General features: G+C 38.5%; 27 protein-coding genes and 2 tRNA genes. 11 read left to right on the forward strand and 18 right to left on the reverse strand.

What is annotated here, in order from left to right; genetic code table 11:
* The first annotated feature begins 170 nt into the window (after window positions 1-170).
* Window positions 171-488 (forward strand): thioredoxin, encoded by a 318-nt coding sequence (trxA, locus tag LZF87_RS04970; protein WP_023572993.1) that lies wholly within the window; start codon window positions 171-173, stop codon window positions 486-488.
* A gap of 53 nt (window positions 489-541) precedes the next feature.
* Here trxA and LZF87_RS04975 read toward each other — a convergent pair whose 3' ends face one another.
* From LZF87_RS04975 to LZF87_RS04995, 5 genes are all read right to left on the reverse strand, one after another.
* Window positions 542-1,426, reverse strand: a complete 885-nt coding sequence (locus tag LZF87_RS04975) for a pseudouridine synthase (RefSeq protein ID WP_244342196.1) — start codon at window positions 1,424-1,426, stop codon at window positions 542-544.
* A gap of 63 nt (window positions 1,427-1,489) precedes the next feature.
* Window positions 1,490-2,305, reverse strand: a complete 816-nt coding sequence (locus LZF87_RS04980) for a tetratricopeptide repeat protein (RefSeq protein ID WP_244342197.1) — start codon at window positions 2,303-2,305, stop codon at window positions 1,490-1,492.
* 2 nt (window positions 2,306-2,307) lie between these two features.
* Complete coding sequence (locus LZF87_RS04985; protein WP_244342198.1) at window positions 2,308-3,225, reverse strand: geranylgeranylglycerol-phosphate geranylgeranyltransferase; 918 nt, start codon at window positions 3,223-3,225, stop codon at window positions 2,308-2,310.
* A gap of 48 nt (window positions 3,226-3,273) precedes the next feature.
* Window positions 3,274-4,212 carry a mevalonate kinase family protein gene (locus tag LZF87_RS04990; protein WP_244342199.1) on the reverse strand — a complete coding sequence of 313 codons (939 nt, stop codon included), beginning with the start codon at window positions 4,210-4,212 and terminating at the stop codon, window positions 3,274-3,276.
* Between the two features lie 48 nt (window positions 4,213-4,260).
* Complete coding sequence (locus LZF87_RS04995) at window positions 4,261-5,361, reverse strand: diphosphomevalonate/mevalonate 3,5-bisphosphate decarboxylase family protein (protein ID WP_244342200.1); 1,101 nt, start codon at window positions 5,359-5,361, stop codon at window positions 4,261-4,263.
* Between the two features lie 103 nt (window positions 5,362-5,464).
* On the opposite strand from LZF87_RS04995, the gene LZF87_RS05000 reads away from it, so the two are divergent.
* Both LZF87_RS05000 and LZF87_RS05005 read left to right on the forward strand, forming a co-directional pair.
* Entirely contained in the window at window positions 5,465-5,941 is a 477-nt protein-coding gene (locus LZF87_RS05000; RefSeq protein ID WP_244342201.1) for a TspO/MBR family protein, read from the forward strand.
* Window positions 5,942-6,132: 191 nt separating this feature from the next.
* Window positions 6,133-6,651, forward strand: coding sequence for a hypothetical protein (locus LZF87_RS05005; protein WP_244342202.1), 519 nt, complete (start codon window positions 6,133-6,135; stop codon window positions 6,649-6,651).
* A gap of 11 nt (window positions 6,652-6,662) precedes the next feature.
* On the opposite strand, the gene LZF87_RS05010 is transcribed toward LZF87_RS05005, so the two are convergent.
* Entirely contained in the window at window positions 6,663-7,880 is a 1,218-nt protein-coding gene (locus LZF87_RS05010) for an NAD(P)/FAD-dependent oxidoreductase (RefSeq protein ID WP_244342203.1), read from the reverse strand.
* Window positions 7,877-8,557: a glycerophosphodiester phosphodiesterase gene (locus LZF87_RS05015; RefSeq protein WP_244342204.1), complete on the reverse strand. Its 681-nt coding sequence runs from the start codon at window positions 8,555-8,557 to the stop codon at window positions 7,877-7,879. The genes LZF87_RS05010 and LZF87_RS05015 overlap by 4 nt, the downstream gene beginning before the upstream one ends.
* A gap of 87 nt (window positions 8,558-8,644) precedes the next feature.
* On the opposite strand from LZF87_RS05015, the gene LZF87_RS05020 reads away from it, so the two are divergent.
* A complete protein-coding gene (locus LZF87_RS05020; RefSeq protein WP_244342205.1) occupies window positions 8,645-9,118 on the forward strand; it encodes a hypothetical protein in 474 nt (157 codons plus the stop codon).
* Between the two features lie 38 nt (window positions 9,119-9,156).
* Here the strand turns inward: LZF87_RS05020 and LZF87_RS05025 are convergent, their stop codons facing one another.
* Together LZF87_RS05025 and LZF87_RS05030 are read right to left on the reverse strand one after the other, a co-directional pair.
* Complete coding sequence (locus LZF87_RS05025; protein WP_244342206.1) at window positions 9,157-9,999, reverse strand: hypothetical protein; 843 nt, start codon at window positions 9,997-9,999, stop codon at window positions 9,157-9,159.
* 272 nt (window positions 10,000-10,271) lie between these two features.
* Window positions 10,272-10,353 (reverse strand) — tRNA-Leu (locus LZF87_RS05030).
* 244 nt (window positions 10,354-10,597) lie between these two features.
* On the opposite strand from LZF87_RS05030, the gene LZF87_RS05035 reads away from it, so the two are divergent.
* Complete coding sequence (locus tag LZF87_RS05035) at window positions 10,598-11,986, forward strand: dipeptidase (RefSeq protein ID WP_244342207.1); 1,389 nt, start codon at window positions 10,598-10,600, stop codon at window positions 11,984-11,986.
* A 73-nt stretch (window positions 11,987-12,059) separates the two neighbouring features.
* On the opposite strand, the gene LZF87_RS05040 is transcribed toward LZF87_RS05035, so the two are convergent.
* Window positions 12,060-12,893, reverse strand: coding sequence for a hypothetical protein (locus LZF87_RS05040; protein WP_244342208.1), 834 nt, complete (start codon window positions 12,891-12,893; stop codon window positions 12,060-12,062).
* A gap of 257 nt (window positions 12,894-13,150) precedes the next feature.
* Here LZF87_RS05040 and LZF87_RS05045 point away from each other — a divergent pair, with 257 nt between their 5' ends.
* The 3 genes from LZF87_RS05045 to LZF87_RS05055 all read left to right on the forward strand — a co-directional run bounded on the left by LZF87_RS05045 (window position 13,151) and on the right by LZF87_RS05055 (window position 16,388).
* Complete coding sequence (locus LZF87_RS05045) at window positions 13,151-13,522, forward strand: BlaI/MecI/CopY family transcriptional regulator (protein WP_244342209.1); 372 nt, start codon at window positions 13,151-13,153, stop codon at window positions 13,520-13,522.
* Complete coding sequence (locus tag LZF87_RS05050) at window positions 13,519-15,045, forward strand: M56 family metallopeptidase (RefSeq protein WP_244342210.1); 1,527 nt, start codon at window positions 13,519-13,521, stop codon at window positions 15,043-15,045. The genes LZF87_RS05045 and LZF87_RS05050 overlap by 4 nt, the downstream gene beginning before the upstream one ends.
* A 242-nt stretch (window positions 15,046-15,287) precedes the next feature.
* Window positions 15,288-16,388, forward strand: a complete 1,101-nt coding sequence (locus LZF87_RS05055; protein WP_244342211.1) for a DUF4407 domain-containing protein — start codon at window positions 15,288-15,290, stop codon at window positions 16,386-16,388.
* Window positions 16,389-16,471: 83 nt separating this feature from the next.
* Here LZF87_RS05055 and LZF87_RS05060 read toward each other — a convergent pair whose 3' ends face one another.
* The 5 genes from LZF87_RS05060 to ruvC form a co-directional block, all read right to left on the reverse strand.
* Window positions 16,472-17,167, reverse strand: coding sequence for a PH domain-containing protein (locus LZF87_RS05060; protein ID WP_244342212.1), 696 nt, complete (start codon window positions 17,165-17,167; stop codon window positions 16,472-16,474).
* A 52-nt stretch (window positions 17,168-17,219) separates the two neighbouring features.
* Window positions 17,220-17,585 (reverse strand): MmcQ/YjbR family DNA-binding protein, encoded by a 366-nt coding sequence (locus LZF87_RS05065; protein ID WP_244342213.1) that lies wholly within the window; start codon window positions 17,583-17,585, stop codon window positions 17,220-17,222.
* A 2-nt stretch (window positions 17,586-17,587) separates the two neighbouring features.
* A complete protein-coding gene (locus LZF87_RS05070) occupies window positions 17,588-18,355 on the reverse strand; it encodes a cyclase family protein (RefSeq protein ID WP_244342214.1) in 768 nt (255 codons plus the stop codon).
* A 14-nt stretch (window positions 18,356-18,369) separates the two neighbouring features.
* Window positions 18,370-19,506, reverse strand: coding sequence for a radical SAM family heme chaperone HemW (gene hemW / locus LZF87_RS05075; RefSeq protein ID WP_244342215.1), 1,137 nt, complete (start codon window positions 19,504-19,506; stop codon window positions 18,370-18,372).
* Window positions 19,507-19,567: 61 nt separating this feature from the next.
* Entirely contained in the window at window positions 19,568-20,122 is a 555-nt protein-coding gene (gene ruvC / locus LZF87_RS05080) for a crossover junction endodeoxyribonuclease RuvC (RefSeq protein ID WP_244342216.1), read from the reverse strand.
* Between the two features lie 23 nt (window positions 20,123-20,145).
* Here ruvC and LZF87_RS05085 point away from each other — a divergent pair, with 23 nt between their 5' ends.
* Both LZF87_RS05085 and LZF87_RS05090 read left to right on the forward strand, forming a co-directional pair.
* Window positions 20,146-21,090 carry a lysylphosphatidylglycerol synthase domain-containing protein gene (locus LZF87_RS05085; protein ID WP_244342217.1) on the forward strand — a complete coding sequence of 315 codons (945 nt, stop codon included), beginning with the start codon at window positions 20,146-20,148 and terminating at the stop codon, window positions 21,088-21,090.
* Window positions 21,078-22,208 carry a glycosyltransferase family 2 protein gene (locus LZF87_RS05090; RefSeq protein ID WP_244342219.1) on the forward strand — a complete coding sequence of 377 codons (1,131 nt, stop codon included), beginning with the start codon at window positions 21,078-21,080 and terminating at the stop codon, window positions 22,206-22,208. The genes LZF87_RS05085 and LZF87_RS05090 overlap by 13 nt, the downstream gene beginning before the upstream one ends.
* A 1-nt stretch (window position 22,209) precedes the next feature.
* Here LZF87_RS05090 and LZF87_RS05095 read toward each other — a convergent pair whose 3' ends face one another.
* On the reverse strand, window positions 22,210-22,692 hold the full coding sequence (locus LZF87_RS05095) for a hypothetical protein (RefSeq protein WP_244342230.1): 483 nt from the start codon (window positions 22,690-22,692) through the stop codon (window positions 22,210-22,212).
* Between the two features lie 43 nt (window positions 22,693-22,735).
* On the opposite strand from LZF87_RS05095, the gene LZF87_RS05100 reads away from it, so the two are divergent.
* Window positions 22,736-23,236 (forward strand): DUF456 domain-containing protein, encoded by a 501-nt coding sequence (locus tag LZF87_RS05100; RefSeq protein WP_244342235.1) that lies wholly within the window; start codon window positions 22,736-22,738, stop codon window positions 23,234-23,236.
* Here the strand turns inward: LZF87_RS05100 and LZF87_RS05105 are convergent.
* Both LZF87_RS05105 and LZF87_RS05110 read right to left on the reverse strand, forming a co-directional pair.
* Window positions 23,233-24,090, reverse strand: a complete 858-nt coding sequence (locus LZF87_RS05105) for a DMT family transporter (RefSeq protein ID WP_244342236.1) — start codon at window positions 24,088-24,090, stop codon at window positions 23,233-23,235. The two genes, LZF87_RS05100 and LZF87_RS05105, sit on opposite strands and share 4 nt — an antisense overlap.
* A gap of 70 nt (window positions 24,091-24,160) precedes the next feature.
* Window positions 24,161-24,237 (reverse strand) — tRNA-Asp (locus tag LZF87_RS05110).
* Window positions 24,238-24,448: the final 211 nt, after the last annotated feature.

Here is a 24,448-nt window from a genome sequence, read left to right on the forward strand (position 1 = left end):
ACTACATTCAGAAGGAAAGGATGATTTTCTTGAAGAACTTTGAAAAACAATCTGATAAAACAGGATAGGAATAAAGAATATCAATTTAATCATAATTAAAACTGATTTTCAATAAGTAAACAATTCAAAATAATATTCTACTTTTGTCAGACAATTTAAAAAATGAAATTATGGCTTTAGCAATAACAGATGCAACTTTTGATGAAGTAGTATTGAAATCAGAGAAACCGGTATTGGTAGATTTTTGGGCAGCTTGGTGTGGACCATGTCGTATGGTAGCTCCAATCATTGATCAGATCAGTGAAGAGTATGCCGGAAAAGCAGTAATCGGTAAAGTAGATGTAGATGCGAATCAGGAGTTTGCAGCGAAATATGGTGTTCGTAACATTCCAACTGTATTGGTTTTCCAAAACGGAGAAGTGGTAGGACGTCAGGTAGGAGTTGCTCCTAAAAACACATACACTGAAGCAATCGACGCATTATTATAATCGATCGCATCAAAACATAAAAAAGGCTAACATTTCGTTAGCCTTTTTGTTTTTTATATATTTCTCAGGTTGATGATTTCCTGTTCGGTCAGGAATCTCCAGTTTCCTCTTGGTAAATTCTTTTTGGTTAAACCTGCAAAAACCACACGGTCTACCTTTAAAACATCATATTTTAAATGTTCAAAAATGGATCGCACCACTTTTACGTTGGAGGTTTTCATTTTTAGACCGATTTCACTCTTCGGTTGGTCTTCAATGTAGGACACTTCTTCTACAAAAACACGGTGATTGTCAATGGTCAATCCACTGGAAATCCGCTCTAAATCTTCGAATTTCAGATTTTTGTCCAAAGTAACCTGATACACTTTTGAAGAGCGTTGGTTTGGAATCGTGAACTTGCGGACAATATCTGTGTCGTTGGTGAATAGCAACAAACCAGTAGTGGTTTTATCCATTCTTCCAACAGGCTGTAATTTGGCTTTTGTCGCACCGCGAACCAAATCCAATACATTGTTGGCATTCATGTCTTCTTCTTTGGAAGTCGTGAATCCTTTTGGTTTGTTCAATAAAATGTATTCTTTTTTCTCAGGAGTGATTAGGCTTCCGTCAAAGTTTACAACGTCGTTCGGTTGTACTTTGTAGCCCATCTCCGTAACCACTTCACCGTTTACTTTTACGTTTCCGGATTGGATGTAAATGTCGGCATCGCGGCGTGAGCAAACACCTGAATTAGAAATGTATTTGTTCAGACGGATTTCGTCCGGATTGGCAGGTTTTTTAGGTGCTTTGGGTTTTTTATCGAAAGCAGGTTTTGCTTTAGGGAACCCTGTTTTTTTATCGTCTTTTTTAAAAGTAGCCTTAGCCGGTCCGCTTTTTTTGGAACCCGAGCCTGGTTTTTTAGACGTAGAACCTTTTTTATTATTTCCTTTTCCGATCATTTTTCTGTGAATTTATGCAAAGATAGTGTTTCTTTAATTGATATTGGATGAGGGAGTTGTTAGTTATTTTTTTCGCCTTACCTGATAAGGGTACATTTCATAAACCACATTGTCTTCGTTGATTTTGTAACCCAGCTCATAATCGGCTTTGGATTCCTTCATAATTGCGTCGGATTCTTCCGTTTTTCCTAATCTGTAAAGACAAATTCCTTTATAATATTTAACGTCGGAGTAGTTTTTGTATCTTGCTAAGGATCGGTCAAATACGGTTATGGCATCGATCCATCGTTCTTGTTCGTACATTGAAATTCCTAAATAGAACAAGGCAGTGTGATGTACCCAGTCTTCTCCATTTTTCTTTAAGGTGGTATCCACATAGTTTTGCAGCAATATTTCAGCTTTCTTAAATTCGTTCAGTTGCAGATAACACAAAGCGATATAGAAATCGTAGGTATGGTCCATTACATAATTATTGCCGAATTTTTTCTTGCAGTCTTCAAAATCTGCAATGGCGTCTTTGTAGGTTTTGACGAAAATACACTTGATAAAAGCGCGGTATGGCTGCCATCGTTCCGCGTCGTATTTGACAGCTTTATCAATAAAAACCATTCCTATTTCATACTTTCTGGCTTTAAAATAAGGCATTGCTTTTTGCTGCCATAAATAGGCAATCGTACTGTCTTTTTTCAATCCGGCATCCAGGCAGGCTTGCCATTCAGCCATTTGATAAGAGTAATTGTATTTTAGAGCACAATCTGATAAATATTCTTTGACGATTGCTTCCTGAGCTTTCTTTTTATCAGCGTTTAATCTGTTCTGCTGTTGGGCATAAGTGAAAAGAGTCAATGTCAGAAAAACAAAACTGCAAAAATGTTTCATGATCATATTTTTAAAAGAGTCCTTCCGTGAATCAATACAGACGGATCAATAAGGACAATGCTGAATACCCCGGCCACAATAAGTGATTTGAGGATGTTGTGCAATTGCAGATATTCGTTGTGTGTTTGGGATTTCCAGAGTTTTTGCAGGAAGAACAGCATTACAATCAGGCTGATGTAAAAATAAATGTCCATATAACCCACATCGTATTTGTCAATGAGGATATAAACCGGGAGTGCCGTTGAAATTGTCAAGACCGTGATGAGTTTTTTGGATATTTTTTCACCGAAGCGCACCGGAATGGTTTGGTAATCGTTGGCCACGTCTCCTTTTATGTTTTCAAGATCCTTAATCATTTCACGAATTAAGATCAGCAGGAATAAGAATGTTGCGTGGACAAAAATGACATGATAAAAATTCTTGAAATACAGTAAAATACCGAAGAAGGGCAAAACAGCTAACAAAGAAGCTGTCAGATTGCCAATGATGGGATATTTTTTAAGTTTGTGTGAATAGAACCAAATCAGGAAAATATAAACCGAAAAAAACAAAGCGGCACGGAATGAAATGATGAACGCCAGGGCAGTTGCCAGGAAATTCAGTCCGAAATAAACCTGTAGTTTTGTTTTTTGGCTGACCAATCTGTCCAGCATTGATTTGTTCGGGCGATTAATCAGGTCTTTTTCTGAATCGTAAAAATTATTGATGATATAACCCGAGGCAATTGTTAGCGTTGAAACAAAAACGATAATGAAAAGACGCCAATCGAGTATCACATCCAAGGCTCTTTTTTCGGGAGCCAGGATAAAAATTGACGATAAATACTGCGCTATGACAATTATAGGAATGTTATAACCCCGCACCACAGAAAACAAACTGAGGATTTTCATCAGTAGTATTTTTGTTTTACGTGTGAGCATGATTTAATATTGAAAGTTAAGCGTTATGTGTTGAAAGTTTTTAAAAACTTAGAACTGATAGACCACTTCCAATTTATAGTCTTTTAATGCATTTTTCGCTTTTTCAAGGTCTTGGGTAAATCCTAAAATATACCCACCGCCACCGGAACCGCACAATTTCAGATAGTAATCATTGGTTTCGATTCCTTTTTGCCAAACCTTATGGAATTGCTCCGGGATCATAGGTTTGAAATTATTCAACACCACTTTGGAAAGTTGCTTGGTGTTTTCAAAAAGGGATTTCATGTCGCCGTGCAGGAAGTTTTCCACACAGGCGTCAGTGTATTTAATGAATTGGGATTTCAGCATTTTGCGGAACCCTTCTTCTTTCAGGTTTTCCATGAAGATACTCACCATCGGTGCAGTTTCACCCACGATTCCCGAATCGATTAAGAAAACGGCGCCTTTTCCTTCGGTACTTTGGGAAGGAATTCCGGTTGGTTCAATATTATCTTTGGAGTTGATTAAAATCGGTAAACTCAAGTAGCTGTTCAACGGATCTAGGCCCGAACTTTTTCCGTGGAAAAACGATTCCATCTCTGAAAAAATAGCTTTCAGCTGTAATAACTTTTCGCGTGTTAAGTTTTCCAGAACCGTGATTTTGTTATTGGCATATTTATCGTAAATCGCCGCTACCAGCGCACCGCTGCTTCCTACACCATATCCCTGGGGAATGCTGGAATCGAAATACATGCCACGCTCAACATCGGCTTTTAAAGTTGCCAGATTGAAAGTCACTAACTCGGGCTGTTCACTTTGCAAGTCTTTCAGGTACGATACAAATCGTTTTAAACTTGCATTCGATTTTTGGGCCTCTTCTGAAGGATTTTCTTCTACCTTTAAAGCTCCGTTATAGAAATTATAAGGAATAGATAAACCTTTGGAATCTTTGATGATTCCGTATTCTCCGAAGAGTAAGATTTTCGAGTAAAAAAGTGGTCCTTTCATTTGGGCTACAGTTTACGATATTCAGTTTATGGGCTAAATATACAAAAATTATATCATTAAAGCTCCTAATCCTATTTCGTCACAAATGTACTGACCATTTTGACAATAGCCAACTAATTCGTCCTTAATAAATTGCAGAACTTTTTCTTTAACGTTTTCCGGATACAGTACGTGTACATTCGCGCCAGCGTCAAGCGTAAAGCATACCGGTGTTTGTGTCTCGTTTCTGAATTTCCAGATTTTATTGATGATTTCAAGTGTATTTGGCTTCATCAGAATGAAATACGGCATTGAAGTCATCATCATGGCATGAAGTGTTAAAGCTTCACTCTCCACTATTTTGATGAATTGTTCCACGTCACCGCTTTCCAAAACGTTTTTTATAGCCGATAAATTGTGATGTGCCTGAGAAAAACGCTGCTCGGCAAACGGATGCCCAAACATCAAATCGTGTCCGACGGTGCTGGAAACCTGTTTTTCTCCTTTGTCCACCAATAAAATAGTATCCTGATAGTTTTTGAAATTGTGGTGAACTGTTGAAGGGAATTCAACTCCAAACAAATCGGAACTTCCTTCAATTTCAGTATGATTTCCCCAAACCACTACGCTTCCTTTTACGCTTCGGCACGCGCTTCCGGAACCCAATCGGGCAAGGAAAGAGGCTTTTTGGTAGAAATAGTCTTCTGAAATAGCTGGATTTAAAACTTTTTCCAGGCTCATGATATTCATCGCCAAAGCAGCCATTCCCGATGCAGAGGAAGCAATTCCTGAGCTGTGCGGAAAAGTATTTTGCGTGTCAATCGTAAAATGGAAGTCTTTCAGGTACGGACAATATTCAAAAATACGCTCGAAAAATTTTTGGATTTTCGGCTTGAAATCTTCTTTAGGTTGCCCTTCAAACAACAAGTCGAAAGAGAATTGAGCCTGTGCTGAGTTTGTCGAAGTATTTTCTTTTTTTGTAAAACCCAGTTTGGTAATCGTCTTACAGTTATTTAATGTAAAACTGATAGAAGGATTGGCTGGAATCTGTTTGTCTTTCTTTCCCCAATATTTCACTAAGGCAATATTGCTCGGGGCACTCCATTCAAAATTGCCACTTTCTACAGATGCAGTATAATTGTTTTGGATAAAATCCTTTTCGGAAATCATAAACTTTAAAAATTTAAGCAAAGATACATTTTTAGTTAGTTCGTAGCCAAAGTGCTTTGGGATCTGTGGTTTTTTTCTATTTTTGAAATCCTAATTTATCCAAATGCAAAAAATTACCCGAATTCTTACCGTTGTTGTGACTTGTTTATGTATAGGTTATTTTTCAAAACTCATAATTGGCAATAATATTGAAGCTTGGTATTCCAATTTGATAAAGCCTGTTTTTAATCCTCCCAATTGGGTTTTTGTTTCGGTTTGGTCAGTACTTTTTATAATGATGGGAGTGGCTGCCGGTTTGGTTTGGGATCGAATGGAATTGGATAAAATCAACGTTCGTAAGGGGTTGCAGTTTTTTGCGATTCAATTAGGGTTGAATATTTTATGGACTTATATTTTCTTCGGTTTGCATAATCCGTTGTTGGCTTTGGCTGAAATAGCGCTTCTGTGGCTGATGATTTTCGAAACCTATGTTGTCTTTAAAAGAGTGGATAAAATGGCATCGATGTTGCTTTTGCCTTATCTGGCCTGGGTTAGCTTTGCTGCGGTTTTAAACGCTGCCATTTTTTGGTTAAACAGATAGTTTTTTTGTCGATTTTTTTTGCATTTCATCTATAACCGCAATTATCGGATAATCAGTAATTTCTTTTATCATTATCTTTACGCTTACCCAAAAATCTCTCCGGAATCAATTTTTCTGAATGGTTTCTGTATACTTTCTTAACCATGCTATTTGTCAAAATGGTTTTTTGAATCAACTTAAAATTTAGAGATATGGGCGCATTTTTAGTTTTGCTTGTAGGCTTAATTGGAGTTTTATTAGGCTACATCATTGGGAAATCAGTATTAAATTCAAATTCTAAAGAAGCTTCTGAGGTTGAAAAACTTAAAAGAAAGATAGCTGTGCTTTTATCGGAAAATGAAGTTTTAAAGGCTAAAATAGCTTCAGGAAGTCATGTTTTAGGATTCTCTCCCGAACCTTTGGTTCATCCTCCATTTGACCATGATTTAGCATCATCGGTTTTAGGCAAAGATGTTGAGGAAAATGACCTGAAAGTGATAGAGGGTGTTGGTCCGAAAATTGAACAATTGTTTAAAACCTCCGGAATTCTGACCTGGAAAGGTTTGGCAGAAATGTCGGTTGACCGCTGCAATGAGATTCTAAATAAAGCGGGGGACCAATTCGCTCGTCATAACCCGTCAACATGGCCACGTCAGGCTCGATTGGCCTATGAAGGAAAATGGCGGGACTTAAAAGTTTGGCAGGAATCGCTTCAGGGAGGCTTGGAATAATGAAGCAAATTTTACTTTTCGGAAATGGCTCTTGCCGCTAAGAAACCTCCTGTCCAGGCATTCTGAAAATTGAATCCGCCTGTTATGGCGTCGATATTTAAAATTTCCCCGGCAAAATAAAGGTTGTCGTGGAGTTTGCTTTGCATGGTTTTGAAGTCGATTTCCTTTAGGTTGATACCGCCGGCAGTTACGAATTCTTCTTTAAAGGTGCTTTTCCCATTTACTTGAAATTGTCCGTTGGTCAGCTGATTAGCTAAATCGGTCAGTTGTTTTTTGGAAATGTCGGCCCATTTTGTTTCTGCTGAAATGCCTGATGCGGAAATCAAACTTTCCCAAAGGCGCTTCGGAAACTCAAACGGGCAGAATTTCACCACGAGTTTTTTTGCATTTTCATCTTTAAGGTTTTTCAGAATGTCCAATGCTTCTTCAAAATCGGTTTCGTTCAGCCAATTGACCTGTAATGTGAATTTATAGCTTTTCGCAGCCAATTCACGTGCTCCCCAGGCAGAAAGACGTAAAATTCCGGGTCCACTCATGCCCCAATGCGTAATCAGCAAAGGTCCTGACGCTTTTAGTTTGGAGTCTTTCACCTTTACGGATGTAAAAGCGGAAACACCCATCAAATCTTTAATCCGATTGTCTTTGATGTTAAAGGTGAATAATGACGGTACGGGTGCTTCGATGTTATGTCCCAGCGATTCTATCAGCTCCCACATTTTCGGATTGCTTCCCGTGGCCATCACCAATGTCCCACATTTAAACGATTGGTGATTGGTGTCTGCTTTCCAGTAGTTTTCGCCTTTATGAATAGATTGGACACTTTGACCGGTCAAAATATCGATTCCCAATTTTTTTGTGGCGGTTAAAAAACAGTCGATAATGGTTTGCGAACTGTCGGTTACCGGAAACATTCTGCCGTCTTCTTCGATTTTGAGTTCAACGCCGTGTTTTTCAAACCATTCAATAGTGTCCCCAGAGCAAAATTGGTGAAACGGACCTTTTAATTCTTTTTCGCCTCTCGGATAAAACTTTACCAAATCATTCGGAATAAAGCAGGCATGGGTCACATTACAGCGTCCACCACCGGAAACCTTTACCTTGGAAAGTACTTCTTTTCCGCGTTCGAGTATGGCGATTTTTAACTTCGGATTGTTTTCTGCGATGTTGATGGCTGTAAAAAATCCTGCCGCACCGCCGCCTATGATAAGTATATCGTAATTTGTAATCATAATCTGTCTGGGAAATCGGATATAATTCCGTCAATAATATGTGTTTCCAGGTGTTGAATATCCTCGTAATGATTAACGGTCCACACGTTGATTTTGTAGCCTTTCTTTTTGGCTGCGTGAATATTGTCGTCTGTCAGTAAGGAAAAATGCGGGTGAATGGCGTAGGCGGAAAGTTGATCGGCCCATTCCAAAGCTTGTTCAACACTTGCTTGAGATAAAGTTGCCAGTCGGATTTTGGGATTAATTGCCTGGGCTTTTTCCAATTCTTCTTTTTGGAAACTGGAAACGATGAAATCTTCGTATTCCCACCCTTTTTCACTAATGTATTTTTCAATCAGTTCACAGGCAGGCTGTGCGGTTTCGTGTCCTTTTAATTCTACGTTGATCCAACATTTTCGGTTAATCAGGTCAAAGGTTTCGGCTAAAGTCGGGATTTTGAATTCTCCTGCGACTGTAAGTTCTTTAAGTTCGGATAATGTCAGCTTATGGACCTCACCCTTACCGTTAGTCATGCGTTCTACGGTAAAATCGTGAAAGACTACTAATTCACCGGAAGCACAAACGTGAACATCGAGTTCGATTCCGTTTACGCCCAAATCCATTGCTTTTTGGAAGGATTCCAGGGTGTTTTCTGCGACATGTCCTTTAGCGCCGCGATGTCCGATTTTTTGAAACATGAAAATTTTGACGTATATTTAACTATACAAAGATATAATAGATTGCAGTTCGGTTCGTTAAATAGTAAGGATTAATAATGAAAGGGTATGAAAAATGCAGTTATACTTTTGCTGATTGGGCTTTTTGCTTTGGGTTGTTCGTCTAAGAAAAAGGTCGCCGAAGAGAAGAAAGAGCCAGCGGTTCAGTATCGTGATGATTTCAGATCGGTTTCTGACGCTGCAAAAAAGAAGTTTTTGACGGAAATGAAAGCGACCGGGGAAACGGCATCTGTTTTAATTCTAACGAAAGGTTTTAAAGGAGAAAAGGTTACTGTGGCCAATGAGAATAAATTGGTGTACTCGGGAACTCCGATCAGTAATTTGAGTACAGGGATTGCGGGTTATATCACCATTGATAATAAGCTTGATACAAAAATTGCCGATGAATTAAGTAAAAGTGAAGCGGTACTGGATGTTAAAAACACTGAAAAGTACAAGTTTATTTATGTGATGAAAGATCCTTCGCGTCAGGGAAATCCTTATGTGATAACCTATAGCAATAAACTTCGCCCTTTGAAATAAAAGGTTTCTTAGTGAATCCGGTAATCTGGATTTTATTTTCAACCCTCATTTTTTGTTGTTTCGTCAATTTCTTTTGTTTTTTGTACAATCTGGGTTACTGCGGAATCTAAATTTTCTGTTGCGGTTTTAAGTTTGTCGATTACCTCAAGATTAGCCGGGTCGGAAGGATTGTCAAAATTAATTAAGTTGATTAATCCCTCTATGCTGGCTACGGGTCCTCTTACCATGTGTGATTGGAATTGGGCTATTTCGATCAGTTTTTCGTTTCGGCGCTTTACGGCTTCTTCCGATTTGATACGGCGTTCGAGTTCTTCCTGGGATTTTGCCAGGGCCTTTCGCAGCGCTTCAACCGATAGGTTCTCCAGAAAACACAGTAAAAAAATTGCTGTAGCTGTGAATGTCCAATGGATTATTGGGCTAAGGCCAAGTGGTTCTTTTCCGGTGAGCAGATTACTATGTTCGGCAAAAACAAGAAAAAGGCCTCCTAATGCTGCAATAATTCCAAATATCCATATTTCCCGTTTTCCCATGGTTAGGCCGGCAAATAATACGACAATCGGTAAAAGTTTTATACCGTGAGCTTTAATTCCTCCGCCGCTCCAGGAGAATAGTATAATCATGATCAGCAGAAAAGAGATGTAAATAGAGGCGATGACACGTACATTTTGTCTTTTGGCGAGCGATGCCAGCATTAAGCTTATAGTCCAAACGATAAAAAGAATTATAGAATAGCGTAAAGCATATTGGCTTAGGACGAACATGGCGATGAAGAGGGAAACAGATAGTATAGAAAGGAAAATCAGGATGATTTTTACCAGGATTAATCTCTTGTCGTTCAAATCAGTGTTCTGCAGTCCGAAAAATGAAATTATTTTTTGCATGTCTTTACATTTTGTTTTTAGCTGATCTTTTTGAAAGAAAGCTGTACTCTTATGTGTGACAGATATGAGTTTTCATTGTCTCTTTGGCTTTCAATATAGACTTCTGGCTTGATTTGTCTTTCTTACTGAAAACGTTTACTGAATTTAAAGTTAGTTTAAATTTTCTTTTGAACGTCGTTTTAAAGAATTAATATTTTTTGAATTGCCTAGAGAAGGAGTTTTGATGTAAAGGAGGGGAATAAAAAAAGCTTCCCGATTTGAGAAGCTTTTTGTGCGGGTGATAGGACTCGAACCTACACACCGTGAGGCACCAGATCCTAAGTCTGGCGTGTCTACCAATTTCACCACACCCGCGGGCTTATAAAACAAGTAGTTGTTTCAGTAAGTGGGTGCAAATATAGGTATAACTTTTAAAAATGCAAATTTTCAATACAATAAATCCTTAAAAAATTATAGCAAAAGTGATAACTATTTTAGTATTAGTGATTTGTAATTTTTTATTTTTTATGACGAAATACAAATTAAGTATTGAAATTTTCAATTTGTAATTTTCCTTTTGATTTTTTGTACATTTGGCTTTCATCATTTTAAAAACATAATGGACAATATTAAACAGTACGTTCAGGAAAATAAAGAACGTTTTCTTAATGAGTTAATTGAATTATTAAAAATACCTTCAGTAAGTGCCGACAGTGCTTACGCTCAAGATGTTATTGACACCGCCGAAGCTGTAAAAGCTAGTCTTGAAAAAGCAGGCTGTGATTTTGTGGAGTTATGTGAAACTCCGGGTTATCCAATCGTTTACGGTGAAAAAATAATCGATAAAAATTTACCAACTGTTTTGGTGTATGGACATTACGATGTACAGCCGGCAGACCCGATTGAATTATGGACTTCACCTCCCTTCGAACCAGTTATCAAGGCTACTGATTTGCATCCTGAAGGTGCTATTTTCGCTCGCGGCGCTTGTGACGACAAAGGTCAGATGTACATGCATGTGAAAGCGTTCGAATACATGATTCAGAACAACTGTCTTCCATGTAACGTGAAATTTATGATTGAAGGGGAAGAGGAAGTAGGTTCGGCAAGTTTAGGCTGGTTTGTAGAGCGCAATCAGGCGAAATTGGCTAATGACGTAATCCTGATTTCCGATACGGGAATGATTTCCAACCAACAACCATCCATCACAACGGGTCTTCGCGGCTTAAGTTATGTGGAAGTGGAAGTTACCGGTCCGAACCGCGACTTGCACTCCGGATTGTATGGGGGAGCCGTTGCGAATCCAATCAACGTATTGACAAAAATGATTGCTTCCTTACATGATGAAAACAATCACATCACAATTCCGGGTTTCTATGCTAAAGTAGAAGAGCTTTCTATGGCAGAAAGAGAAAAAATGGCGCAACGGCCATATTCTGAAGATGCTTACAAAAAAGCTTTGGATATCGAGGAAGTTTACGGAGAAACGGGATATACAACTAACGAAAGAAACTCCATCCGTCCTACGCTTGACGTAAACGGAATCTGGGGTGGTTATACCGGAGAAGGTGCTAAAACGGTTATCGCAAGTAAAGCGTTTGCTAAAATTTCAATGCGTTTGGTTCCGAATCAGGATTGGGAAGAGATTACCGAATTATTTAAAAAGCATTTTGAAAGCATAGCGCCTAAAGCGGTAAAAGTGAAAGTTACGCCACATCACGGCGGTCAGGGATATGTGACTCCGATTGATTCTGTGGGCTATCAGGCAGCTGCTAAAGCCTATGCCGATACTTTTGGAGTACAACCGATTCCGGTGCGTTCCGGAGGAAGTATTCCGATTGTGGCTTTGTTTGAAAGAGAACTGAAATCAAAAACCATCATGATGGGCTTTGGATTGGACAGTGATGCAATCCACTCGCCAAACGAGCATTTCGGGGTTTTCAATTATCTGAAAGGAATTGAAACCATTCCGTTGTTCTATAAATATTTTACAGAACTTTCTAAATAATACAAAAGGCGCCTAAGAAGGCGCCTTTTTATTTTGTGAAAAGTCACTTCATAGGCCTGTTTAAGAAAATAGTCTATTTGGGAACCATTACTTTGATTAATTCGGGAACAGAGCGGTAAATGTAATCACCATGTTGGCCGGTAAAATATTTGCCCATTTTTTTCTCGAATTCATTCTGGCTTTTTTCGTCTTTCCATTTGGCTTTAAACAATTCCTCTTCTTTCTTCCAGGAGTTTTCAAGGTCGCCAAGGTTTTCCACCACGAAAACTTCCACAAAATCCAAATTGTTTGAGCCCCATGCATGTTTATGGGGGTAGTAGGCTTTTATTACATCGTTTTTCATGTATAGATTATCAAAGACCTGTTTGCTTAAATCGTCGAATTCTTTGTCAGTTCCGTCTTTCGGCATGGCCAATTCGCTTTTTCGGACATAATATACCATTGGTTTGTCCGGAGTTTTAGCAAAATTTTTGGGATTGCCATGACTTGAATAGATTTCATCGGAATGGTTAGGTTTGTAGTACTTGTCTCTTTTTTCAAAATATGCCTTTCTGGCTTTTTCGTCTGGCCAGGCTTGTTTAACAAGTTCCTCATTTTTATCCCAGGCTTTTTTAATCGCGTCCCAGCTATCGTATACAAATACAAAAAGGATTTCGTCGTTATTTGCAGTGTAATAATGGTTTAGGACATTTGTCGCCAGGATGAGATCGTTCTTTTTGATGACCTTATCGAAGTATTCTTTCTCCAAAGCCAGCCAATCCTCGGCTTTCCCTTCTTTATGTTCAAAATTTCTGTGCATGGTAGTCACCGTCAAATAATACTTTTTAGTCTCTTGAGCCAGAAGGGTAGAGTATTGTATGAAAAGTAACAGGATGAGTGCGAAAAATTTGTAATGGACAGTTTTCATAATTTCAAAATTTATGTTGGTGAATCAGTGAAAATTCAATTTTGAAATTTGAGGCGGCGTGGGATTTGAAATCATGTGGTATGTAATGCAAAATTACGATTATTTTAACATAAATAATTGATTATTAATTAAATGTATCGGAAACTGTCTTTTGAAATTAGCAAGAAGATAAAAATGAATAGATTTTTCACCTAATTGTTTTGTAGGATAATTTTTTATTCTACATTTGTAGAGTTAATTCTAAACTTGTAGAACACATGGCGTTGTCTAATGCTGAAGAACAATTGATGGAACATTTATGGAAACTTGAAAAAGGCTTCATGAAAGATTTACTTGAAAGTTATCCGGAGCCTAAACCGGCAACAACAACCATTGCCACGCTTTTGAAGCGAATGACTGACAAAGGATTCGTTGGGTACAATGAGTTTGGTAATTCAAGAGAGTATTATCCCTTGGTTAAAAAGAACGATTATTTCTCAAAACAGGTCAAGGGATTGATTAAGAATTTCTTTGACAATTCGGCTTCTCAGTTTGCTTCGTTTTTTACCAAAGAAACCAATTTGTCTGAAAAAGAATTGGAGGAGTTGAAGAAAATAATAGATGCAGAACTTCAAAAAAAGAAAAAATGACCGGCTTTTTAATCAAATCATCTATCAGTTTAGTGGCACTGCTTGCTTTTTATCATTTATTGTTGGAAAATGAAAAGGCACACCGTTTTAACCGTTTTTATCTTTTGGTTTCGGTGGTGGTTTCAATGATTATTCCTTTCCTGACTTTTGAAATCAGAGACGAGATTCCTGTGCAGACGCCAGCTCCTATGAATCTTCCACACTTTGAAGAGGTTAAAAACATCTCTATCCCTGTGAAAGAAGTAATCGACTATACACCCATAATTTTTTGGAGTCTCTTCGGTTTGATTACCTTACTGATGCTATTCCGCTTTGGGAAAAACATCTGGAAAATTCATATAAAATCCAAATCAAATCAATCAATACAATACGGTGGTGCAAGGTTGGTTTTGTTAAAGGAGAAAATACTTCCACACACTTTTCTTAATACAATTTTTGTTAACGAAAAGGATTACTACACGATGGATATCGAAGAAGAATTGTTTACGCATGAATTGGTCCATGTGAATCAGAAACACACATTGGATATCTTATTCATCGAATTTTTAAAAACAATTTTCTGGTTCAATCCTGTTTTTTTCTTCTATAAAAAAGCGATTCAGCTTAATCATGAATTTCTTGCCGACCAAGCAGTAGTGGTCGCATACGACGATGTACCGTTTTATCAGAATCTGCTTTTGCAGAAGGGAATCATGAACGAAACGATTTACCTGACTAGCAATTTGAATTATTCAGTAACCAAAAAACGACTACTTATGATGACGAAAAACTCTTCTAACGGGTTAATTGTTTTGAAAAAAACTGCTATTCTGCCTTTATTGGCAGGCTTGATTTCTTTCTCTTGCGTTGAAACCGTAGAGGAAGAAATAACAAATTCAGTATCATCAAAATACTACCAAAAAAATCTTGATGAGGATAAGCGAAGAGATTCCTATTATGCCGGAGTCAGGGTGATTGTAGACAACCAAATGGATGGAATAAAATTCGATAAAGTTTACGAAGAATTGACCCTGACTGAAAAAAGAAAGTACTTGGGACTTCCTTCCAGATTTAAGAAAAAAGAATTGTACCAAGGAATTTATGACAGTTATAAAAACCCAAAGGAATATGCTGTTTGGATTGACGGGAAAAGTGTTGATAGTAAGGCTTTGAATAATTATAAACCAGCAGATTTTGCTTATTATACTTCTTTTTATGTTTATAAAAAAAAGAGAAGTGAAAAATTCCCGCAACCCTATCAATGTCAGTTGTATACTAATGCCTATTTTGACAAAAATCTTAAAGACAAGCATTTAAAGTGTGATAGGGACACTATGAAAATTATTTTCTATAAAAAAGGAGTTCGTGTTGCAGATTCGGTTGCTATGAAAGAAATGGCAGAGGAGATTAGCGATGAACAGGCAAGAAGATTAAGAGAACTGAAAAAACGCAATAAACTTTCAAATTTTAGTAATAGGGAAAGGATGAAGGGGTCTACCGATAAAATGGCAAGAAAACTAGGGAAAGTAAGAAAAACGATATGAATCTTCAGTTTGTAATAATTAGGAATAATGACATCTTAAAAAGGTTAGCCTTTAATAGTTACAAATCTATTTATTCGAATCAAGATTGAAGTAGGTATTGTGAATTTTGACTGATTTCGAAAATAAAAACCACTTTTAAAAAGACTGTTTTTTCTATAACCAAATTTATATCAAATTGTTACGCCGAAAAATGAAATTTGGCGTTAACTTTGCAGTATCATCATCAATCAAAAATCATCATCATGTTAAAACGCTTTTTCATTCTGTGCTCCGGCGCAGATAGATCGCTTCTCGACTCCTGTAGCGAAGGGGAACAAACCAAGTATGTAGGTGTAGGTGCCACCGTTTTCTTTACGGCTGTTATGGCTTTTATAGCGGGAAGTTACGCCCTGTTTACCGTTTTCGATAATGTCTATTTTGCGGTTTTCTTTGGGATTGTATGGGGGCTGCTCATTTTTAATTTAGACCGATTCATCGTTTCCACCATCAGAAAAAGAGACAGGTTTCGCAGCGAATTGCTTCAGGCGTCGCCCCGAATTGTGCTGGCCATGATTATCGCCATTGTAATTTCAAAGCCGCTGGAAATCAAAATCTTCGAAAAAGAAATCAATACCGTTTTGTTGAAAGAAAAAAATGAAATGGCCATCGCCAACAAAAATCAGGTGACCAATTATTTCAAAGGAGATGTAACTAAAAATCAGGCGGAAATAGACAGCATCAAATCAAGTATCAAGGGCAAAGAGAAAGAAGTAGCTGATTTATACCAATCCTACATTACCGAAGCCGAAGGAACCGCCGGAACCAAAAAAATGGGAAAAGGACCTATTTACAAAGAAAAACGTTCAGCTCATGACCTGGCACTCAAACAACTGGATTCTTTAAAAGTGGCTTCGGCTAAAACCATTGTCGAAAAAGAAGCACGATCAAAAACCCTGCAAGCGGATTTAGATAAGAAAGTAGCCGATTCCAAACCGATTATCGAAGGTTTCGACGGACTGATGGCACGAATCAAAGCCTTGGATAAATTGCCATGGCTACCGTCATTTTTCATCATGCTGTTGTTTTTGGCTGTGGAAACCTCTCCTATTATTGCCAAATTACTATCTCCCCGCGGAGAATATGATTTCAAGCTGGAAGATAATGAAACGGCTTTAAAAGTACAGATCGAGCAAAACTTGTATCAACGCAATCTTCAAAAACAAACCGATGCAGCGATTTATGATAAAGTGTATGCTGATATCCGGGAAGACAAAGAAATTTACGATTACAAACGAAAAGCCGCTGCCGAGTTGTTAAAAATGCAATCCGATGCTTATGCTGAGAAACAGAAAAGTGTGATGTAATTTTAGGGAAAAGTAAAAAGAGAAAAGGGATAAGCGGTTTCAAAAACACTTATCCCTTTTAGCTTATCCCTTGTTACTATTTTCTACATGTACTGTAAAATTTCCGCTTTCAGTTTATCATATTCGCCCTGAAGGATCAATCCGTTGTCCAGCAGTTTTTTGTAATTCTGCAATTTGGCAAACAGTTCATCGTGGCTCATTTCGCTTAATTTCTTATCACCGCTTGGCTGTGGCGCCGATTCTGAAATACTTTCCTGAACAAAAGGAGTCACCGGCATAATTTCGGCAAATGACGTTACTTCTTCGGTTTCCATTTCTTCAACTGTTTCTTCAGCGGGGATTTCCGCTTTTGCTTCTACGGCAATTGCAGTGACTGATGTTGGATTCTTTAATAAATCCAATTGTTCTTTTGAGAACGTATATAATTTTCGGGCTTGATTTTTTGGTAAATAATCAATGGTATGCGTAAGTTCCGATTCAGTGCTGAACGTAAATTCGGCACCTAATATACCTTCTTTTACAAACGCGGCTGCAATGTCATCCCAATCATAATCTGTGAATTCCATTGACAAACCTAAATTTTTCGGTTTACACAGAATGATTCGCTTGTTGGTCACCACAATGCTGTCCGGTAAAATGGTTACCGCCGGTTTTTTTTGTACGGCGATATAACCAACTTCTTCATTGGACATTAATAAATTCTCCAGTTTGGAAGTGATTTTTTCAATCGCTTTCGGATCCTGGTCTTCGTTCAATATTTTCTTTAAATTGTCAATCATCGTTCTTTGATAAAATTTGTCGTGAAATCGGCATCAAAAGTAATGCCTATTTTTAAGATTCGTTAATTTCCTGCTGTTGTTTTTTAGTTAAAGTCTTAAAAACCAAATCATAAGAATGGTCGATAAGTTCTTTTACAAACACATCAGTAACCGATTCGTTTATCTTGACGGTATTCCAATGTACTTTGCTCATGTGATAGCCTGGTTGGATGTCATCATACTGTCCGCGCAATTCCAAAGCCCAATCCGGATCACATTTCAGATTTACCGAAGGTGTTCCGTTTTCCCATTCCTGCAACGACGATAAAGCGAACATTTTTCCGCCCACCTTAAATACCAGGGTGTCTTCATCGAAAGGAAAATGTTCGGTGACGCCTTTTTTGGCCAGGCAGTAATCGTAATACACGTCGATGGTCATGGCTACATTATTTTATACAAAACTGGTTTGCTCGGACTCGCATCGTTTTCAAACGAAGCAATTTGCAGGTTTAGTATGTAACTGCCGTCAGAAATTTGATCTTCCACATAAATCAGTTCGGTGATGGTACAATTCATTCTGGCATCACTATTTAGATTATTTACGTCTTTTACATTCCAGAAAGCTTTGTGCGCCAATAATTTGCCTTCGTCATGTTCTTTATCAACACTAGGCAAATCAATTAACAAATGTTTGATATCGCTTTCGCGGATGAAAGTTGCCGCTTCTTCCAACAGATAGGCCCAATTCGTATTCGAATATTTTTTTGAGGTTTTTTCAGCAGAATTTGGCAATGTTCTGATAATGATGGCTTCCGGAGATTTTCCCTGTAAAGCCTTTTCAATCTGTGCTTTGGTAATTACAAAATCTTCACCATCCGCTTGTGGCTGTACTGAAATCACTTCCGCAGTAAAAAAGAATTGCTTCAGAGATTGATTAATGCTGTAAAAATCACGTGTGATGTGTCCTAAACATTCCGTGTGCGTACCATGTCCGTGCGGGTTGAAAAAAATGTTGTTGAAATTCGTAGACGAACTCCCTTCAGATACTTTACCGACCCAATCCCCGAAACGAACAGGTTCGATTTCCGGTTTTTCTATGTACCAGGCAATCGGGTTCTGGTCTGTATTGGATAGAGGCAGGGAAATATCAAGCGGTTTTGATAAGTCGATTTTGAATTCGTTGTTGTTGTGGAAAATCGTAGTTAACATTAAATAGGAAGTATTTATTCCTCCAAATTTAAATAAAATAAATCCGATGCAATTCCGTCGCAAAAGAATTTTCCTTTTTTTGTAGTCCGAAGCACCTTGTTTTCCAGAATCAGTTTTTCATCGTCAAGATGACGCTGTGCATTTTCAAGCAGGTAATGCAACATGTTTTCTCCGAATTCGGTTTCGATTTTGTCTAAAGAAACGCCCCAAATGGTACGCAAACCGGTCATGATGTATTCGTTATAGTGGTCAGTAACTGTCAGTGTTTCAGTTTCGCTGGGTAATTTGTTTTCAGCTAACGATTTGAGGTAAATGGCGTTGTTGGCAATATTCCAGCTTCGGTTGACCCCGTCATAACTGTGTGCGGACGGACCGATGCCAAGGTATTTTTTTCCGAGCCAGTAGGCCGAATTATTCAGGGAGAAATAGTCTTTCTTTCCGAAATTCGACAATTCATAATGAATGAATCCGTTGGCTTCAAGGATATCCACAAGCATAAGGAATTGTTCATGGGCCACCGCATCATCGGGTTGGGGAACGAGTCCCTTTTTAATGAATTTCTGCAATGCGGTTTTCGGTTCGACCGTTAAGGCATAACTAGAAATATGCGGAATATTCAAATCCAGGAGTGTTTGAATGTTTTGGCGCCAATGTTCGTTGCTCAGTCCCGGAATCCCATAAATTAAATCGGCAGTAATATTGTCGAAATATTTGGTGGCGATTTCGAGGCATTTTTTCGCTTCATCAGCATTGTGAGCACGGTTCATCAACTTTAAATCGTCTTCAAAAAACGACTGGATACCGATGCTTAAACGATTGATTTTTGTTTCGGAAAGCTCAATGATCCTTTCTTCCGATAAATCGTCCGGATTGGCTTCTATTGTTATTTCGGGGTTTTCTGTGACCGTGTAATTTTCATACACTTGGTCAATCAGCATTTTCAAATCGGCAATTGATAAAATGCTTGGTGTCCCGCCGCCGAAATAAATGGTTTCGATTACTTCATCTGCAAATTCGTCTTTGCGTAGGCGGATTTCTTTTGCTAAGGCCTGTACCATTTCGTCTTTCTTCTTCAGGGAAGTCGAAAAATGAAAATCGCAGTAATAACAAGCCTGCTTGCAAAAGGGAATATGTATGTAGATGCCGCTCATTATTTAGTGTTCAGTTGCAGTCGCAGTTAACAGTGCGGAGACTGAAAACCGAGACTGAAAACTATTTCTTTACTCTATTTTCATTCTGTTTCACAAAAGCATCCCAACCGGAATAACTTTTTCCTAATTCAACTCTGCCCGAATTAAAGAAATGGCAGACAGCTGCTGCGAGTCCGTCGGTGGAGTCCAGGTTTTTGGGAAGTTCTTTTAATCCGACCAATTGCTGAAGCATTTTGGCCACTTGTTCCTTGCTGGCATTTCCGTTTCCGGTGATGGCCATTTTTATTTTCTTTGGTTCGTATTCGGTTATTGGAATACCGCGAGACAAACCAGCGGCCATAGCCACTCCCTGAGCGCGTCCCAGTTTTAACATTGACTGTACGTTTTTCCCGAAGAAAGGTGCTTCAATGGCAATCTCATCAGGGTGATAGGTGTCAATGAGTTCAATGGTCCGTTCAAAAATTCGTTTCAAACGCATGTAATGATCTTCCATTTTATTGAGCTGCAATTCGTTCAGCTGAATGAATTCCATCTTTTTATTCACGACACGAATGAGTCCGAAACCCATAATGGTCGTTCCTGGGTCAATTCCTAATATGATGCGTTCGTTTGCCAATTTTAATTTGTTATTTTGTGCCGATGATTTCTGTACCCCACAAAGCTAAGCAATTCCTCGTTCTTCTGATCAAACTTTTGGTTGTGGGCGGCGCATTTTATTTTATTTATGACAGGTTGGCCAATGATGATAAACTGGATTGGATGAAGTTTAAGGAGCTGGTGCTGGAAAAACAGTCCTTCGGAAGCATAGCTTTTATTTTGTTTCTGACATTTCTGAACCGTTTTCTGGAGATTTTGAAATGGCAGAATCTGGTGGAAGTTATTAATAAAATAAAGCTAAGGGAAGCGTCAAAGCAGGTTTTAGGAGCGCTAACGGCGGGATTGTTTACACCAAACGGAATAGGGGAATACGCTGGCAAAGCCCTGTTTTTTGATAAATCACAAACCAAGAAAATAGTCTTTCTGAATCTTATCTGCAATGGAATTCAAATGCTGCTTACCATTGTGTTCGGAATTTTCGGGTTGATGTATTTCAATGCGAAATTCAGTATTGTTACAGGGAAAATGGTCGGGATTCTGTTTGGGATTTTACTATTAATTCTAATTGTTCTCTTTTTTACGAAAAAGATTAGTGTCAGAGGTTATTCTGTTGAAAAATTGATTCACAAAATTAACGGGATTCCGAAGCGCATTCATCAGAAAAACATATTGCTGGCTATAGGACGCTATCTGGTTTTCTCTCATCAGTATTATTTCCTATTTTTAATTTTTGATGTTCAGCTGCCTTATCTGATGCTGATGGCAGCCATAACGAGTGTTTATTTTCTGGCTTCGTCTTTACCAACGTTTCAGTTTCTCGATTTTGCGGTAAAAGGAAGCGTGGCCGTTTATTTCTTTGGATTGATGGGCGTAAACGAATGGATTGTGTTGTTTATCAGTACGCTAATGTGGTTTTTGAATGTTGTGATTCCGGTAGTAATCGGAAGTTATTTTGTTTTAAATTTTAAAGCGCAATGGAAATCGTAAACTTGTTTTTTGTGTTGATTTTTATCAATTACGTGTTTTTTATCGGATTGCTGATTTGGGGTTTTTCGAAAGTAAGCTATTTTCAGAAATCGAATGGTTCGGAAAACAAGACCGGATTTTCAGTCGTGATTCCGTTTCGCAACGAAGAACATAATCTTCCCGATTTATTACAGTCGTTATCGCATCTTAATTATCCGAAAGAGCAATTCGAAGTCATCTTTGTTGATGATGAATCCAAGGATAATTCGGTTCGTGTTATTAATAATTGGCGTATGGAAAATCCATGGGTGCATCTGACAATCCTGGATAATGTACGAATTTCCAAATCGCCTAAAAAAGATGCAATTACCCGTGCCGTGACCATTGCAAAACATCCCTGGATCATTACTACCGATGCAGATTGTATGGTTCAGCCGGAATGGCTTTCTGTTTATGATGTGTACATTCAGAATAATGGTGCGGAAATGATTGCCGGAGCAGTTAAGTTTCCAACGAAAGGAGGATTGCTGTCGCATTTTCAGCAGATGGATTTATTGAGTCTTCAGGGCGCCAGTATAGGAAGTTTTGGTTTGAATGAAGCGTTTATGTGTAACGGAGCCAATTTTGCTTATACGAAGGAGATTTTTTCCGATTTGAAGGGATTTTACGGTAATAACCATATTGCCAGCGGAGATGATGTTTTTCTGTTGCAGAAAGCCATTGCTAAGCATCCTGAAAAAGTGCATTATCTGAAAAATAACGATGCGATAGTAACTACTAAACCTGAGAAAAGCTGGTTTAAATTATTCAAGCAAAGGGTGCGTTGGGCTTCAAAAGCATCGGCGTATCAGAGTGATTTTGCCAAAGGATTGGCAATAATGGTTTTTGTGGCCAATTTTATTATGGTTGCCGGTTTATTACTGACAGTTTTTAATCTGATGAATTGGCAATTCCTTTTGGTTTTGTTTTCGGTAAAGTTTGTTGTCGATTTTATTCTGATGATCCAAACCAACCGATTTCTCAAAATGCATGTATATTCGGTAGTGGTAAGCAGTTTGATTTATCCTTTCTTCAGCACGTGCGTAGCTCTGTATTCGCTCGTAGGAGGTTTTGAGTGGAAACGCGAAAATATCAAATAGCTTATTTGGTTTTTAGGATAACCGGCAGTATAAATTGTGTTTTTACCGGGATTCCGCGTTTTATGGCCGGGTTTACTTTCGGGAGGTCTACCAGTTTAGCGTGCAGGATGCTGTCGATTTCGATTTTGTCGTAAGCCACGCTGTCTTTCGGGAACTGCGGCTCGAATTCCAAACGGGAATCCGGGAATACCGTCACCTTAACTTCGATGGTGTCGATTTCGGGATAGAGTATGGTTAAAGTGTCAACACTCAGTTTTTCCTGAATGGTTTGTGTCAGATATTCAAAGAAACATTGTTTGCGCTGGGCTTCGTCGGTCAGTACATCACAAGCGTCCACAGATGGGAAGGCATCTACTTTTTTCCAGTCGATTTTCTTAAGTTCTTTTTGCAGCAATTCGTCTTCGGACGGTGTTTTCTTGTCAAAAAGCTGACAGGAAATAACCGTTAGCGAAAAGATAGTCAGTGCAAAAAGTTTTTTAGACATCGTAAAAGTGTAATTTTAAGTGTCAAAAATAGTAAAAAAATAGATGGAATACTTTTTATTAATTGCAGGTTTCGTTTTAATGATTGTTGGCCTATTAGGAAGTGTTCTTCCGGTATTGCCCGGGCCTCCTGTCGGTTGGCTGGGTTTACTTATGTTGTATCTCACTAAAGCGGTGCCTGATGATTATTGGATTTTGGGTGTCACATTGCTTATTGCGATAGTGGTTGGCATTTTGGATTACATTATTCCTGCCAAAGGAACCAAAAGGTTTGGAGGGAGTTCTTATGGTGTTTGGGGAATGAATATCGGTCTGATTGTCGGTTTAGTTGCGCCGATTCCTTTAGGTGTTGTAATTGGGCCGTTTGTTGGGGCCTTGATAGGTGAATTGATTTACGACAGCAGGGATCATAAACGTGCAGTTAAGGCGGCTACTGGTTCTTTTGTTGGTTTTCTGGCTTCAACTTTTGTGAAATTTGTCGTTTGTGTGATTTACTTTGGATTATTTATTGCAAAAGTGTGGGAGTACCGAAGTTCCTGGTTTTAGTTTTGATTGCTTTTGCGGAAAGTTATCCCGATTCCTAATAAGATGATTATTCCGCCAACTATCATTTGGAGGGTGATGGTTTCTTTTAGGAAAATCCATGCCATTATTGAAGTGATTAATGCCTGGCTGAGAAGACTGAGCGAAACGCGGTTGGCTTCCATTTTTTGCGTCGCATAACTGATCAATGTCCATGCAATCAGCTGACACAGGATTCCCTGAACAAACAAAACACTCCAAACCGTTGTTGAAAATCCGTAAAAAGGCTGGTTGAAAATCAGGCATATTATTGCAAGAAATACACTTGAAACCAGCATGCTGTAAGTCATGAAACTTGTGGGCTGCAATTGGTTAAGAACATATTTGCTTAATAGGATGTAGACCGCGTAAAAAACTCCGGACAGGAGTCCAAATGCAAACCCGATGTCGAATTTTAACTGATAAAAAGTTTCATAGCCAATCAAGACAATCATTCCGATAATGGCAAAGAATGCGCCAATCCAGAAATTCCTTTTGGGTTTGTTCGGAAGAAAGAAAAACATGCCCAGTCCGACCCAAATAGGGGCCAGATTGGTGAGTAATGTGGCCTGTGTGGCGGAGGATTGCTGAATGGCGATGTTCCAAACGGCGATATCCGAGCCAAAACAGATTCCGCCAAGTATTATAATCAGTGCTGTTTTGTGATTTGGGATTTCCAGTTTCTTTCGGAATAGCATAACTGGTAGAGCAATAGCGGCGGCGATGGCCATTCTGTAAAATGCCGAGCTTAAACCGGAAACAGGTGTCCATCTTACCAGGATCGGGAAAACAGAGATGCAGAAAATACCGATGAGTAATGCCAGCCGTGGATTTTTCATAGTCTTCGAGTTGCAGGCAAATGTAGTATAAAATAAAAAAAGCTCCGATTTCTCGAAGCTTTTTTGTTACTGGCGGTCTGGACGGGACTCGAACCCGCGACCCCATGCGTGACAGGCATGTATTCTAACCAACTGAACTACCAAACCAGTGCTTTATTGCGTTGCAAAAGTATGTCTAATTTTGTGTTTGTGCAATATTTTTTCAAAAAAAATCAATATTTTTTTTAAACAGTTGATTTTCAGTAATTGAAAAGTGTTTTAAAACTTCGAAAAGAACTAATTCGAGTCAGAATCAAAAAAGCTCTCCATAAAAATGGAAAGCTTTTCATTGGTCTAACTACTAAACCTGGTACTTTCG

Source organism: Flavobacterium enshiense, assembly GCF_022836875.1.
GTDB classification, from domain to species: domain Bacteria; phylum Bacteroidota; class Bacteroidia; order Flavobacteriales; family Flavobacteriaceae; genus Flavobacterium; species Flavobacterium enshiense_A.